At 66.6% G+C, this 14,591-nt stretch carries 10 protein-coding genes; 7 read left to right on the forward strand and 3 right to left on the reverse strand.

Annotated features, from left to right (window positions below):
• Positions 1 to 9: 9 nt before the first annotated feature.
• From D8670_RS02095 to D8670_RS20555, 3 genes are all read right to left on the reverse strand, one after another.
• Entirely contained in the window at positions 10 to 5,052 is a 5,043-nt protein-coding gene (locus D8670_RS02095) for a DNA polymerase II large subunit (protein ID WP_121816451.1), read from the reverse strand.
• Positions 5,053 to 5,472: a PPC domain-containing DNA-binding protein gene (locus D8670_RS02100; RefSeq protein WP_121816452.1), complete on the reverse strand. Its 420-nt coding sequence runs from the start codon at positions 5,470 to 5,472 to the stop codon at positions 5,053 to 5,055.
• Positions 5,473 to 5,813: 341 nt separating this feature from the next.
• Complete coding sequence (locus D8670_RS20555) at positions 5,814 to 5,987, reverse strand: DUF7556 family protein (protein ID WP_162994121.1); 174 nt, start codon at positions 5,985 to 5,987, stop codon at positions 5,814 to 5,816.
• Positions 5,988 to 6,167: 180 nt separating this feature from the next.
• On the opposite strand from D8670_RS20555, the gene D8670_RS02105 reads away from it, so the two are divergent.
• The 7 genes from D8670_RS02105 (at position 6,168) to D8670_RS02135 (ending at position 14,556) form a co-directional block, all read left to right on the forward strand.
• Positions 6,168 to 8,015 carry an ABC transporter substrate-binding protein gene (locus D8670_RS02105; RefSeq protein WP_121816453.1) on the forward strand — a complete coding sequence of 616 codons (1,848 nt, stop codon included), beginning with the start codon at positions 6,168 to 6,170 and terminating at the stop codon, positions 8,013 to 8,015.
• Between the two features lie 133 nt (positions 8,016 to 8,148).
• Complete coding sequence (locus tag D8670_RS02110; protein ID WP_121816454.1) at positions 8,149 to 9,189, forward strand: ABC transporter permease; 1,041 nt, start codon at positions 8,149 to 8,151, stop codon at positions 9,187 to 9,189.
• 2 nt (positions 9,190 to 9,191) lie between these two features.
• Positions 9,192 to 10,724: an ABC transporter permease gene (locus D8670_RS02115; RefSeq protein WP_121816455.1), complete on the forward strand. Its 1,533-nt coding sequence runs from the start codon at positions 9,192 to 9,194 to the stop codon at positions 10,722 to 10,724.
• Positions 10,721 to 11,956, forward strand: a complete 1,236-nt coding sequence (locus tag D8670_RS02120; RefSeq protein WP_121816456.1) for an ABC transporter ATP-binding protein — start codon at positions 10,721 to 10,723, stop codon at positions 11,954 to 11,956. Before D8670_RS02115 ends, D8670_RS02120 begins: the two co-directional genes overlap by 4 nt.
• The gene (locus D8670_RS02125) at positions 11,949 to 13,520 is read left to right on the forward strand and encodes an ABC transporter ATP-binding protein (protein WP_121816457.1); all 1,572 of its coding nucleotides are present in this window, start codon (positions 11,949 to 11,951) and stop codon (positions 13,518 to 13,520) included. The genes D8670_RS02120 and D8670_RS02125 overlap by 8 nt, the downstream gene beginning before the upstream one ends.
• The gene (locus D8670_RS02130; protein WP_121816458.1) at positions 13,520 to 13,933 is read left to right on the forward strand and encodes a DUF7555 family protein; all 414 of its coding nucleotides are present in this window, start codon (positions 13,520 to 13,522) and stop codon (positions 13,931 to 13,933) included. Before D8670_RS02125 ends, D8670_RS02130 begins: the two co-directional genes overlap by 1 nt.
• Before the next feature lie 50 nt (positions 13,934 to 13,983).
• Positions 13,984 to 14,556, forward strand: coding sequence for a DUF7529 family protein (locus D8670_RS02135; protein ID WP_162994122.1), 573 nt, complete (start codon positions 13,984 to 13,986; stop codon positions 14,554 to 14,556).
• Positions 14,557 to 14,591 lie beyond the last annotated feature (35 nt).

Raw genomic sequence — 14,591 nt, forward strand, 5'->3', positions numbered from 1 at the left:
TCGTGGCGACTACATGAAGTCCGCGATGCCCGTTTGCTTGTTCTTGTCGTTGACGAAGATGCTCTCTAGCGACTTCTCCAGCACCTCGAGCCGCTGTTTCGTGTAGTCGCGGGTGCCGTACTCCTCGGCCACCTGGATCGCGGTGTCCATGTACTTGTTCACCGACCCCTCGTGGACGGTGAGCGTCACGTCGCCGCCGCACTCCCGGCAGTCGCCCGAGAGCGGCACCCGCCGGTACTTCTCGCCGCAGTCCAGACACCGCGTCTCCTGGCGCGAGAACGCCCGGAGGTTCCCGATGAGGTCCGGGAGGAAGTGGAACTCGATGACGCGCTCCGCGACGTCGGTCTCGTCGACGGCGCGGAGCTTCCGGGACAGCTCCAGCTGGGCGTCCATCTTGTCCATCATCGAACCGAGCGTCTTGTACGCCGACAGGTCCGGCCCCATCGCGAGGTCCGTCGTGTCGTGGGTGTGCTCGAACCCGGCGTACTCCTCGTCGGTGCCGAGCGTGTCCTCCGCGATCTCGACGTCGACCGCCTCGGGGTCGGCCATCTCCCGGGTCGCCTCGTAGAACTCCTTGGGGTACCGCGAGACGACATCCATGTTGTGCGCCTCGTCGTCGATCTCCGAGGGGTCGATGCGCGAGGACATGACGAGGGGCGCGTCCATCTGGCCGCCGCGCTGGTCGGGGAGGTAGGACTTGCTGAAGTTGAGCAGGCCGTCGAGCAGGAGCATTACGCAGTCCTCGTCGCCGTCACATTGCTTTTGTGACAAGTCATTCGCGACGAGCGAGTGTGTGTCCTCGACCGTGAGACAGTAGGTGTGATCGACATCGGACTCGACGACATCGACCGACGCGATCGGCTCGGCGAGGTAGTCGCCGTCGCCGCCGTCGAACACTCGTCTGCCCCTCGTGGCGATGTCGTCGACTTGTGCCTTCAGCAGGTCGGACTTGCGAGAGAGGTGGAACCCCACGCGGTTCGAGTACGCGACAGCATCGTCGGTGGAGATACGCAGCACGTACCGTCGCGCCGACAGCGACTCATCGTCGATCTCGTAGGAGTCGGGGAACTTCTCACAGAGCCGAACGGGGTCGCGTTCGTCGACGCGCGCCGTGATCCCGAGTCGAGTCAGTAATGCAACGAGATCCTCTTTGAGCTCTCGGCTGACAGTGGTCGCCGACACCTCCAGCGCGTTCGAGGCGACGGAGCCGTCGCCGCTGAAGTACCCGCGCAGATAGGCGGCAACGATCTCGTCCGGCGCGTCGAAGATACACTGCGGGACACGCTTCGAGTCAGCAGTGACGCCGGCAGAGAGCGTAGTGTCGAAGAAGACCCGTAGAAGCCGACCCGAAGCCGTTATCTTCGCGTGATTCTCGCGGTACGGTTCGACGCCGAACTCCTCCGCGATCACGTGTTCAAAGAACTGTCTGGCTTCGGATTCCGTCCCGCAGATGGTCGTCTGATGGATCGCGCCTTTCGGCGTGTCCTGAACCCGTGCGAATCCCTCGCCGGCGTAGTAGCCCAGAAGCGTCGCGACGCGTTCGTTCACTTCGATCCGCCGATCGATCGTCGTCGAATCACGTTTCATCCCCAGTTCGACGTCATCGGGTACCCATTCGAGCAGTTCCGACGTCGAGTCGAAACATTCCGAGATGACGCTTACCGGAATACTCTCACGATAGAGGTAGTTACTCAGTGTCTTTTTGTTGATCCCAAGGCGTTCCGCAGTCGAGTACAGCGGGTAGAACTGACCGTCCCACTGGTCCGCGAATGCCTCTTCGAAGAGGTCGTAGAGTCGGTCCTTGCCGAGGCCGTGAACCATCAGGCGGTCCGGTTCTATCTCGCCGACTTCCAGACACTCCGCGAGGAGATCGAACACGGGCGGCGTCTCCGCCGGTTCGATCGAATCCAGATGGCTCGGCTTTACGACCGAATCGTCCTCAGACAGTTCCGAGGCTCGCTTGGAGGCGATGCCGTCGCCGTCGAACACGTGGACATCGTGGTCGGGCGTCAGGCTGATCTCCCGCCCGCTCCGCGTCTCGATCTCGACGAGGTGGTCCGGTGACGGGTGTTTCGATACGGCCTCGACGCGCTTGCGACGCAGCGTTCCATCTTCGTCCACGGACGGAACGTGCACGTCACCGTCTAACTCCCGAACGAGCGTGCCGAAGTCGTCCTCCTCCGGATCGTCGAGACGGTCTTCGACGAGCGACTGGATCGACTTGTAGTACCACTCACCCTCTTCGTCCTCGTACCAGACCTTCGTCTCCGGGTGGAAGCAGTTCCGGCGTTTCGACGCGTGGAAGAACGGGTGTGCGTACCCGACCGCCGCGCTGGTGAAGCCGATGACGCGCCCGACGACGGCCGCGCTGGTGTGCGGGGCCATCCCGAAGACGAGCTCGCCGACGAGGTCGTCGCGCTCGTCCAGTTCGTAGTAGGGGTCGAGACCGTAGAACTGGGAGAGCAGGTCGTCGACGAAGTCGGCGGTCTTGAGAAGGTGCTCGGCCGCGCCGTCCGAGAGGACGACGTCCTGCACCTTCAGCTCGACCAGCTGGTCGTCGTGGCGGAGGGGGTCGCCGTGGATGTCCTCCTCGTACCCGAGCTGTCGGAACTGGTCGACGGAGACGTCGAGTTCCTCGGGGCGGACCGCGGTGACCGGGAGGTCCGTCATGTCGTAGCGGACGGTGCCGTCCTTGAACGCGGAGACGCCGTGCTTGGAGCGGAGGATCCCCTTGTCGATCGCCTCGGGAGTCTTGTTCGTCGACGACAGCCCCTTCACGCCTTTCAGGATGTCGAACGCGTTCTCGCGCTCGCCGACGCGTTCGAGGGCCTCGCGGTACTCGGCGTGGACGTCGATGACGCGAGACTCGACGGAGGTGCCGTCGATCTCGCAGCGCGAGCAGTGGACCCGGCCCGCCTCGTCGGGTTCGAGGTCCTGCTCGCAGTCGGGACACCGGTAGTGGGGCTCGGTGTGGGCCCCGCAGTCCGGGCATTTCGGTCTGAACGTCTCGTTCCCGCAGCCGGGACACTCCCGGTTCCCGATCTCCACCTCGACCTCGCCGGGCGTGTCCTCCATGCTCTCGGCGTGGCTCCCGGCGGCGGCGACGTCGCGCTGGCTGCCGCCTGCCTCGCCGATGGGGAAGAGGGTGTGGACCGCGGGGCTGAGTTCGCGGGACTCGGACTTCTCGGGGCGGCCCATCCGGTTCCCGATCCGCGTGGGCGCGCGTTCGCGGACAGCGAACGGCGCGACCTCATTGACCGCCTTCATCGCGTTGGGCCACTCGCGGGCGTCGGCCGAGAGGTCGTCCCAGGTGCGCTCCAGATCGGCGGTGAGCCCGAGCGAACGGACGAGCGGGAGCCACTCGGGCACTGCAATGGCGTCGGAGCCCTGGCGGTGCTCGACGATCAGGGACTCCAGCGCCTCGCGGGTGGCGTCGTCGTGCTCGACCAGCAACTCCCCGTCGACGACCTCCCCGGCGGCGACGGCGTCGGCGAGCGCCGCGAACTGCTCGACGGTGAGGTCGTGCCAGAGGTAGGTGTAGTTCGGGTGCAGCGGCGCGTCGTACTCGGTCGCCCACTCGATCGCCCCCTCGGGGTCGGGGTCGTCGAGGTCGACGCGGACGGAGTCGGCCATCGCCTGCACGTCGGCGTCGGTCGCCTCGAACTCCTGGATCCACCACTCGACGGCGTAGGACGCGGGGGCGAGCGGGTGGTTGTTCTCGACGAACTCGCCGTAGTTGACGAGGTACTCGCCGAGGTCGAGGATCTTCTCGACGCCGTTCCGTATTTCGAGGGCCTCCTCGGGGTCGTCGATCCGACGCACGTCGCCGTTGGCGAGGCGGACCGTCGGCCCCTCGATGGAGTCGACGGGGACGACGCCCGCCGCCTTGCCGGGGCGCTCGGTCTTGATCTGCGTGCCGGTCGCGAGGAAGTCGTCGACGAGGTGCATCGTCGCGGGGTGGACGCCCGCCGTCGCGAACCCGTGGTTGCGGGCGCGGCCGTACCGCAGGCGAAAGCCCCCCGTCTCGCTCGGGTGCGAGAAGACGGGGCGGCCGGCGATGAGATCGCGGAGGAACTTCCAGGACTCGTCGACGCGGGGCGGGCCGTCCGGTTCGTCGGCCTCCCCGTCCGCGTCGGTCTCGCCGTCCTCGTCCCCGCCCTCGCTCGCCTCGTCGCCGTCGTCACCGTCGTCGCTCTCCCCGCCGCCGTCCTCGCCGATGGTCCCGTCGATGAGGTCCTGGAGCCAGGGCCAGTCGACCTCGTCGAGGTTGCGGGTGTAGCGCTGGATCTTCGGGGCCTTGAGCGCGATCCCCTCGGCGAGGACGAGACACATGCCGCCGCGGGGGTTGTTGGTGTCGACGCGGTCGAGGTCGCGGAAGCCGGAGACCTCCTCGTCGCCGGTCGCCTCCCCGTCCAGCATGATGGGGACGTGCTTCGCGATGAACTTCGTCTCCTTGTCCTTCGGCGAGTACTGGAGGCCCGTCTCGCTGTCGTACAGCGACACCTCCTCGGCGTAGCGCTCGATCTCGTCGTCGCGGGCCCTGTACTCGTCGACGCCGATGAGCGCGCGGGTGTAGTCGGCGACCAGCACGGACAGCGCCTGCGCCGTCCCGCCCGCGGAGCGGATCGGACCGGCGTAGTAGACGTTGACGAACTCGGTGCCGTCGTCGTTCTCCAGGAGTTCGACCCGGTCGATCCCCTCGATGGGCGCCGCGACGACGCCCTCGGTGAGCAGAGCGACGGCGGTGCGGACCGCGCCCTCGACCTTGCCGGCCTTCGTCTCGTAGTCGCCGACCCGCCCCTCCGCGAAGTCCTTCGCGAGTTCGAGCGCGGCCTCCTCGCGGCTCATCTCCCCTTCGAGCTCGCGGACGCGCTCGGCCACGCCGTCGATCCCGAGGATGTTCTCGACCCGGTCGGCCATGTCCTTCGCGACCGGGATCTCGACCTCGGTCTCGGGGTCGCGGCCCTGCTCGCGGGCCGCGCGGGCGACCTCGAAGGCGTCGTCGAGGCCGCGTTCGAGCCGTTCGAAGTACCGTTCGTCTTCGGGCCGCATCTATAACCAGAGGTCCAGGTCGGTGGTCTCGTCGTGTTCCCGTTCGAGCGTCGTGTCGAACGTCCGCATATGCACCTCGCCCGCGAACACCGTCCCGGCGTTCAGGTGCCCCGCGAGCGTCTCGCCGTCGTCCCGCGAGAGGACAGCGTGTGTGTGGGCGAACCGGTCACCGTCTAACCAGGCGACGTTCCCGACGCAGGAGGCGACTTCGAGCGGTTCGTCGAACTCGACGGGCTCGTACTCGTACTCGTCCTGGTCGTAGAACCAGATCTCCGCGTCCTGGACGGCGCCCATCGCGGTGAACCAGGCGGCGTCGGCGTCGACCTCCGCGGCGAGCGACTCGATCTCCCCGCGCCAGTCGGCGCCGTTGTCGAGCCGAGCGAGATACTCCCCCGTGGTTTCGACGTCGCGGTATTGCATACCCAGTCGAAGCGGCGGCCGGACCAAAAAAGGTGCGTATCGTGAGGCGGGCGGCCGCGGTCGCCCGCGTGGCGTGATCGATACGGCCGGAAAGCGGCCGGGCAGACGACGAGGCCCCCGTGCGGGCCGAGTCCGTCCGCGACGGGAAAGGGCGTCGCTATAGACGAACAGCGGTAAGGGGTAGCGTCCGCGAATAGCGGGAGATGTAGGGACCTCTAGACCACTCGTGCGGCGCGTAGCGCCGCGAGCATGCGACTGATCGGGGTTTTTGACCGATCTTTTTGCCGTGAGCGGTCGCGGAAGGCGATCCGAACGGGAAAACGGTCGTTGGAAAAGGTCGTCTATCGCCAGGCCGGAAGCGTCGGGGCGTCGTCTACTCGCACCGAGAGCCAGGCCTCGTCCTCGCTGATGTCGGCGATGACGTACTCCTGGTCCGTGCCGTCGCCGTCGACGGCGGCGATAACTTCGCCGTCGTCGCGTAGTCCGTCGTTCGGGCCTGACGCATCCGTCGCCATATCGATAATTATCGTTCACGCAGTTATAAACTCGTCGGAACGACAGGACCGTTCCCCGTATTAAGGGTAAACAAGGAGTACTATCGTAGTTATTAACCCCCGCCCTCAGGCGAAAAGCCATCTGTGAATGCGTTTCATAACGGAAAATTTAAACTGATTCATCCAGAAGGGGGGGTTGGGATGACAGATAATAACACTACCCGCCGGCGATTCCTGCAGACGACCGGCGGAGCCGCGGCCGCCGTCGCGCTAGCCGGCTGTTCCGGTGGCGGCGACGACGACGAAGGCGAACAGGACGACACCGACACCCGTACGACCGAACCCGAGACGGAGACGACGGAGCGCGAACAGGTCCAGAGCGACAAGACGTACCGTCGGACCAACTCCACGATGACGACGTTCGACCCGGTGGCGCTCACCGACGAGGCGTCGATTTACGTGGCCCACAACCTGTTCGACGCCCTGACGAACTACCCCAACGGCGACGCGCAGACCGTCGAGAACCTCCTCGCGGAGGAGCTGGAGATCACCGGCGGCGGGTCGGAGATCACCGTGACGCTCCGCGACGACGTGTCGTTCACCGGCGACTACGGCGACGTGACCGCCTCCGACGTCGTCTACTCGTTCGAGCGACTCGCCGCCTCCGACAACTCCCGGCGTGCGAGCTTCCTCCTCGGCGACCTCGGCGTCCAGCACGAGACCAACAGCGACGGCGCGTACGTCCCCGGGTCGATGGCCATCGAGGCCGCCGACGAGAAGACCGTCAACATCACGCTCGACTCCCCGTTCCACGCGATCGCCGAGATCCTCGCGTACGACTCGTTCGCCATCCATCCGGAGGGCATCGTCGGCGACATCGAGGGCTACGACGGCGACATGTCCTACGAGGAGTTCGCACAGGAGAACCCTGTCGGCGCCGGCGCGTTCACCCTCGACCACTGGGACTCCGGTAGCGAGGCCGTGCTCAACGCCCGCCCGATCGACGACTACCACGAGGAAGGCCCGTACGTCTCCTCGGTCCACTTCCGGATCGCGGAGGACCCCAACGCGCTGTACACGTACACGGTCATCAACGAGAACGCGGACCACCCGGTCATTCCGAACGCGCAGTACGACCCCGACAAGGTCTCGATCGAGAGCCGAGACAGCAAGGGGCGAGACTACGGTACGTACGGACCCCTCGAGAACGGCCGCACGGTCTCGTACTACCAGGTGGAGGAGATCGTCACCTACTACATCGCCTTCAACCAGCAGAACGTCCCCAAGCCGGTCCGGCAGGCGTTCGCCCACGTGACGAACCAAGACCAGATCGTCAACGAGGTCCTCAAAAAGCCCGGTAAGACCGCGCCCCACTACGTCCCGCCGGGCATCTTCCCGGGCGGAGTCGAGAACTACGAGTCCCACGCCGAGGAATACCCCTACGGCATCGACGAGACTCGCATCGGCGAGGCCCAGTCGATCATGGAGGAGGCCGGCTACGGCGACGACAACATGTACGAGCTGGAGTTCACCACCTACGAGAGCGGGTTCTGGGAGGAGACCGCGAGTATCCTCCGGGACCAGCTGGCCTCCGCGTACATCGACCTCTCCGTCCAGCCGACGCAGTTCTCGACGCTGATCGAGCGCGGTCGCAACGGCGACCTCGCCGCGTACACGCTCGGCTGGGGCATGGACTACCCCGCGCCGGACAACTTCCTGAAGCTGCTGAACCCGCCGCAGACGGACACCTCCCTCAGCGCGCCCATCAGCTACGTCGACTGGGACCCCGAGGAGAGCGAGGCCGCCCAGCAGGCCGCCGACGCCTGGCAGCAGTTCAAGGACAACCCCGACCCCGAGGGCGGTCAGGAAGCGCGTAACGAGGCCTACCTCGCGATGGAGGAGGCCAACTGGGAAGACGTCGTCTTCCTGAACATCTACCACCCGATCACGGAAGGGATGGACTACCAGTGGGTCAACCGGCCGCGCTTCGGCGGCGCCGGTCCCGCGTCCCAGAAGTTCGCGAATATCAGCATCGACGACCGCGAGTAACCCCCGTATCCCGGGTTTTTTCGTATACGACTGATCCCATCAGAGTTCGCCGAAGAAGCGGAACGCAAATAATGCATGCACCTACACGTAATTAAATGATGAATAGAGACAGCGCGAACAGCGGTGAGACGCCATGAGCCGCTGGTCCTACTTCGCGAAACGACTGATACTGTCGATCCCGGTGATACTGTTCGGAACGTCGCTGACCTTTATCGCAATCCGGATGGGGCCGATAGATCCCGTCGCCGCGGTGTACGGAGACAGCGGAACGGCCGCGGACATGGCGCGCATGCGGGAATCGCTCGGACTGAACGACCCGCTGTGGCAGCAGTACCTCGAGTTCATGTGGGACATGTTCCGGTTCGAACTGGGACAGTCCTGGGTTCTCCAGCCCGGTACGGACACAGTCGACCTGATCCTGTCGCGGGCGCCGCGAACGATCTGGATGGGCTTCTGGGCCGTGCTTATCCCGCTTTTCATCGGGATCCCGCTGGGCTTCTACGCCGGCCTGAACCCGAACACCGCGGGCGACTACGCCGCCTCGTTCGGCGGCATCGTCTGGCGCGCCATGCCGAACTTCTGGCTCGCCGTGATCCTGATGATCGGCCTCTCTAACTCGGAGTCGCTGCTGTTCGGCTTCGACTGGAAGGGGTTCATCCTCCACACGCCGCAGGTCATCGGCACGAACGAGTTCCAGGCGGCCTGGAGCGGTCTCAAGGCCGGGCAGATCGAGCCGATCCAGTGGGCGACGGCGACCAAGCAGATACTGCCCGCCTCGATCGTTCTCGGCTCCGCGTCGATGGGCAACGAGATGCGCATCGGTCGGACCGCGATGCTGGAGACGAAACACTCGAACTACGTCGAGATGGCGAAGGCCAAGGGCGTCTCCGGCCGGTCGCTGGTGTGGAAGCACATGTTCCGGAACGCGCTGATCCCGCTCGTTCCCGTCATCACCGCGGAGGCGAACCTGCTGCTCGGCGGGTCCGTCCTCATCGAGACGGTGATGGCGATAAACGGCATCGGACAGCTGTTCTTCCGGGCGCTGGTACAGGCCGATCTGCCCGTCGCGGGGTCGCTGATGTACGTCTTCATTCTGCTACTGGTGTTTATCAACATCATGCAAGACCTGCTGTACACGATAATCGACCCCCGAGTGGGTTACGAGAGTGAGTAACGATGAGCCAGCATACGACAGCCGACGACGACGACGCGCCGCTGCTGGACCGCATCCGAGAGAACCCGCAGCCCGCGATCCGCTGGGCCGCCGTCGCCGCGGTGCTGCTCGCGCTCCAGATCGGCGCGGTGTTCGGCGCGACGATGGAGCTGCCGCCGTGGGACACGCTCGCGGGCTACGTGCTCGGCGTGCCCCTTCTCGGCGCGCTCGAACCGGCGTTCGCGGCGATCGCGAGCGCCGGCGACCGCCTCGCCGAGATCCCGACGCTGCTCTCCCGTGACCTGATCCCGAACCGCGGGCACCGCGTCGCCGGCGGGCCGGTGTTCGAGATGGCGATCGGCGGCTTCGAGATCGTCTACTGGGAGTGGAGCGGTACCTTCCTCGGCCTGCCGGCCGCCGTGGCGTGGTTCATCCGCGTCGCGCTCGTCTACCTCTACGCCTTCGTCTGGCTCGCGTGGCTGTGGAAGGCGTACCTCGTGTTCCGCGAGAACTACCGCTACGCCGACTGGACCCCGACCGACGACATCATCGACCGGATGCGCACGCACCGATGGGGCCAGTTCGGGTTCGTCATCATCACGATGTTCGTCGTGATGGCGCTTTTCGCTCCGACGCTCGGGCCGACGACGTTCGACGAGAACATCAACAAGCCGTACAGCCACGAACTCGAGTACCTCGATAAGGAGACCGGCGAGGTGGAGACGACCCTCGTCGGTAACGCCAACCTCCAGTCCCGGTCGCTCGGGAACGCGGACAGCAACTTCGGGCTGGTCAGCTACGACTCCTACGACCGGTTCCACCCGTTCGGCACGCTACAGAACGGGAAGGACCTGTTCACCTTCATCGCGTTAGGGTCGCGCGTCTCGCTGTTCATCGGCATCGTCGCGATCGGCATCTCGTCGGCCATCGCGTTCGCGCTCGCGATGGTCAGCGCCTACTACAAGGGCGCGATCGACCTCGCCAGCGTCCTGCTGTCCGACTCCATCCAGGCGATGCCGCGCCTGCTCGTGCTCATCGGCGCGGCCGTGCTGTTGCGCGGGACGTGGATAGCGGACGTGTACAACGGCGGGTTCCTCCTCGCCCTCCTGTTCGGGGGCTGGGGGTGGCCCGGCCTGTGGCGGGCCGTGCGCGGTCCGTCGTTCCAGGTCGTCGAGCGCGAGTGGGTCGACGCAGCGCGGAGCTACGGGCAGACGCCGCGGCGGATCATGCAGAAGCACATGGCCCCGTACGTGGTCGGCTACCTCCTCATCTACGCGTCGATGAACCTCGGCGGCATCATCATCGGTACGTCCGCGCTGTCGTTCCTCGGCCTCGGCATCACGCCGCCGACGCCGGAGTGGGGCCGTGCGATCAACATGGGACAGGAGTACGTCGCGACCTCGTCCTGGCACATCTCGATGATCCCGGGCATCCTCATCGTCATCGTCGTGACGGGCTTTAACGCCCTCGGCGACGGCATTCGCGACGCGATCGACCCGCAGAGCGAGAGCAGCGGCGCGAGCGGTGAGAGCGCCGCGGCAGGAGGTGGAGCATGAGCCAGACGGCCTACGACCCCGTGCAGGAGTCGGCGTACCCGCTCCTCTCGGTCGATGGCCTCGAGACGGCCTTCTTCACCGACAAGGAGACGATCCGCGCCGTCGACAACGTCTCGTTCGACATCGAGCGGGGGGAGACCCTCGGCATCGTCGGCGAGAGCGGGTCCGGCAAGAGCGTCACCGCGCGCTCCGTCATGGGCCTCATCGAGTCGCCCGGGATGGTCATGGACGGAAGCAGCATCCGGTACGCCGAGCCGAGCACCGTCGAGCGGTTCGCGCGCGAGTATCCCGACGCGACCGTGCAGGTCGAACCCGGCGAGACCATCCCCGACGGCGAGGACGGCTTCGTCGCGCTCGCCGAGGCGAGCGGCAGCGGGAGCGGCGTGACCGTCGACGACGGCTACGTCGAACTGGCGAACGCGCCCGACGACGCGGTGCACAGCATCCGCGGCGGGGACATCGCGATGGTGTTTCAGGACCCGCTGACGAGCCTGAACCCCGTCTACACCGTCGGGAACCAGATCAAGGAGTCGCTCCGACTCCATCAGGGGCTCCGCGGGAAGGAGGCGACCGAGGAGGCCGCCAACCTGCTCGAAGCGGTCGGCATCCCGGACGCCAACCGTCGGCTCAAGGAGTACCCGCACCAGTTCTCCGGCGGGATGCGCCAGCGGGCCGTCATCGCGACGGCGCTGGCCTGCGACCCCAACGTGCTCATCTGCGACGAGCCGACGACGGCGCTCGACGTGACGATCCAGGCCCAGATCCTGGACCTCTTGGACGAACTGCAGGAGGAGCGGGACCTCGGCATCATGTTCATCACCCACGACATGGGCGTCATCGCCGAGGTCGCGGACCGGGTGAACGTGATGTACGCGGGCGAGGTCGTCGAGAAAGCGCCCGTGGTCGAGATGTTCGAGAACCCGGCCCACCCCTACACGCAGGGGCTGTTGCAGAGCATCCCCGGTCGCAACCCGAACGCCGATCGCCTGACGACCATCGAGGGCGACGTGCCGACGCCGAACGAACCGGCGTCGTACTGTCGGTTCGCGCCGCGGTGCCCGAAGGTGTTCGACGAGTGTACCGACGTCCACCCGGAACACGTACCCGCCGGCTCGGGCGAAGAGGAGCACACGGCCGCGTGCCTGCTCTACCCGGAGGACGCGAGTCGGACGGAAGCGATCGCGGAACACGAACGACGGGGGGGCGCCCCCCGGGAGGGAACCGATGAGTAAGCCAGCCTACGAACAGCAGGAGACGACCGCAACGGACCGGACCGGCGAGACGCTCGTCGAAGTGAACGACCTCAAGACCTACTACGGGAGCGAGGGCGGCCTGCTCGGCGGGAAGCCGGTCAAGGCCGTCGACGGCGTCTCCTTCTCCATCGAGAAGGGCGAGACGCTCGGCCTCGTCGGCGAGAGCGGCTGCGGGAAGACGACGCTCGGCCGGACGCTGATGCAACTGGAGTCCGCGACGTCCGGCGAGGTGACCTACGCCGGGACGGACATCACCACTCTGGACGGCAAGGAGCTGAAGCAGTGGCGACAGAACGTCCAGATGGTGTTTCAGGACCCGGACTCCAGTCTCAACAACCGGATGACGATCGGCGAGATCGTCCGCGAGCCGCTCGACGTCCACGACTGGCCGACCTTCGAGGTCGGCGTGCAGGGCGTCGACGCCGAGAGCGTGACCGTCGAGGGCGAGATGGTACGTCACGTCTCGGAGGCGAAGTACGAGGACAGCGACCTCGTGGTGACCCGCGACGCCGAGATCGTCCACCTGCGCGAGAGCGCGGCGGTCGACAGCTCCGAGCTGACGATCAACGTCGCGGAGCGCGGCGACGACCTCGAGGTCGAGGTGACGGTCCACAAGTCGAAGGCCCAGCTCCGCCGCCGTCGGGTGCGGAGCCTGCTCGAGACCGTCGGTCTGCAGGAAGAGCACTACTACCGCTATCCGCACCAGTTCAGCGGCGGCCAGCAGCAGCGGATCGGCATCGCCCGGGCGCTGGCGCTGGAGCCGGACTTCGTCGTGCTCGACGAGCCGGTCTCGGCGCTGGACGCCTCCGTGCAGGCGAAGATCCTCAACCTGCTCGAGGACCTGCAGGACGAGTTCGGCCTCACCTACCTGTTCATCGCTCACGACCTCTCGGTGGTCCGGCACATCTGCGACCGCGTCGCGGTCATGTACCTCGGGAACATCATGGAGCTCGGCGAGACCGAGGAGCTGTTCACCGACCCGGCGAACCCGTACACCCACTCGCTGCTGTCGGCGATCCCGGAGCCGGACCCGACGCTGGAGAAAGACCGGATCACGCTCCGCGGCACGCCGCCGAGCCCGCGGGACCCGCCGACCGGCTGTCCGTTCACCACGCGGTGTCCCATGAAGATCCGGCCCGAGAAGTACCGCGGCATCGACGAGGAGCTCTGGACGGCGATAGAGGTGTTCCGCGAGGTGCTCCGTGAGCGCGTCCGCGCCGAGCGCACGACGACGGAGCGGATCAAGGAGTTCCTCGACATGGACACCCGCTTCGCCAGCATCGACGAGATCACGGAGGAGCTGTTCGGCGACCTCGACGTGCCCGCAGAGGTCGAGACCCACGTCAGCGAGGCCGCCTCGCGGGTCGCCGACGGCGACGAGGAGAGCGCCCGCGACTACCTCGCCGAGGAGTTCGGCAGCATCTGTGACGGCGAGTTCCCCGACGCCCACGAGGTGAGTGCGAGCGGGCGGCGGAGCCGCTGTCACCGCCACCGCGAGGAGTTCGCCGAGCCCGACGCCTTCCGAGAGCAGACGAGCGACTGATGACAGACGGTCACGCCCCGCTGTGGCTCCGCCGGTCCGTCGACGGCGTCGCGTACGCGGTCGCGCTGGCGGCCGCGCTCGCGGTCGTCGGAGCCGCGGTGTGTCTCCCCTTCGGCTGGGGGTGGATCGGCGTGAAGTACTGGCTGTTTCTCGTCGGGCTTTTGCTGTTCGGCGTCGGGACGTTCATGCTCCGGCCCAAAGCGGGCTGGAAGGACGACGACGACGACGGTACCGTCAACCACCAGGGCGAGGACGAGTCCCGGTTCGCTCGCGCGACGCGGCGCGCGCTGCCGTCGGGAGTCGCCGTCCGACCCGACGAGCGGTGGTCCGCGGGGGCGCGCCTGTTTCTCGGGAGCATCGCCGTGTTGCTCACGTCGATGCTGATGGAGTTCGTCTTCGGCGTCGGGGTGTGACCCCGGACGGTACCGGTAAGGTTTACACCGGGCGACCGTCACGAACGAGTATGCGAGAAGCCGACGACCCCGCCGACGACGCGGAGCTGAACGAGCCGCCCGGCACGGGCGAAGAGCTCGAAGCGAGCGCGGACGTCCACAAGGACGCCTGGGCCCGGACCATCGACGACATGGAGGCGATGGGCGAGGAGCTAGAGGAAGAGGGCTGGGACGTCGTGACGGTCATCACGGCCGACACGGCGCCCGAACCACCGGACGCCGGCCCGGAGGGCCGCTGGGGACTGGTCCACGTCGTCCCGGACAACCTGGCCGACGAGTTCCGGTCCGCGGTCGAGCGCGGCGAGTTCCCGCAGTTCGACCTGTTCCGAGCCGAGGCGGAGGGCCGAGTGTTCCACGTGACGCAGCTGCTCGACCCCGAGACCGAGACGGCGATCCTGATCGCGGCGAACTTCCTGCGCCGCAGAGCGGACGGGCTCGTCCGGACGGCGCTGGAAGCGGACGAGATGTACACGCACGCGCAGACGCTGTCCGGGGAACAGCTCGGGTCCTTCCGACACGACGGCTACGAGAAGTTCTTCCCGGAGGCCGACCGCCTCGTCGACCTCGACGAGGACCGCTCCTGACGCGCTCGTCCCGGAGTTTCGTTCTAACGGACCGT

Source organism: Halostella limicola, assembly GCF_003675875.1.
In the GTDB taxonomy this organism is placed as follows: domain Archaea; phylum Halobacteriota; class Halobacteria; order Halobacteriales; family Natronoarchaeaceae; genus Halostella; species Halostella limicola.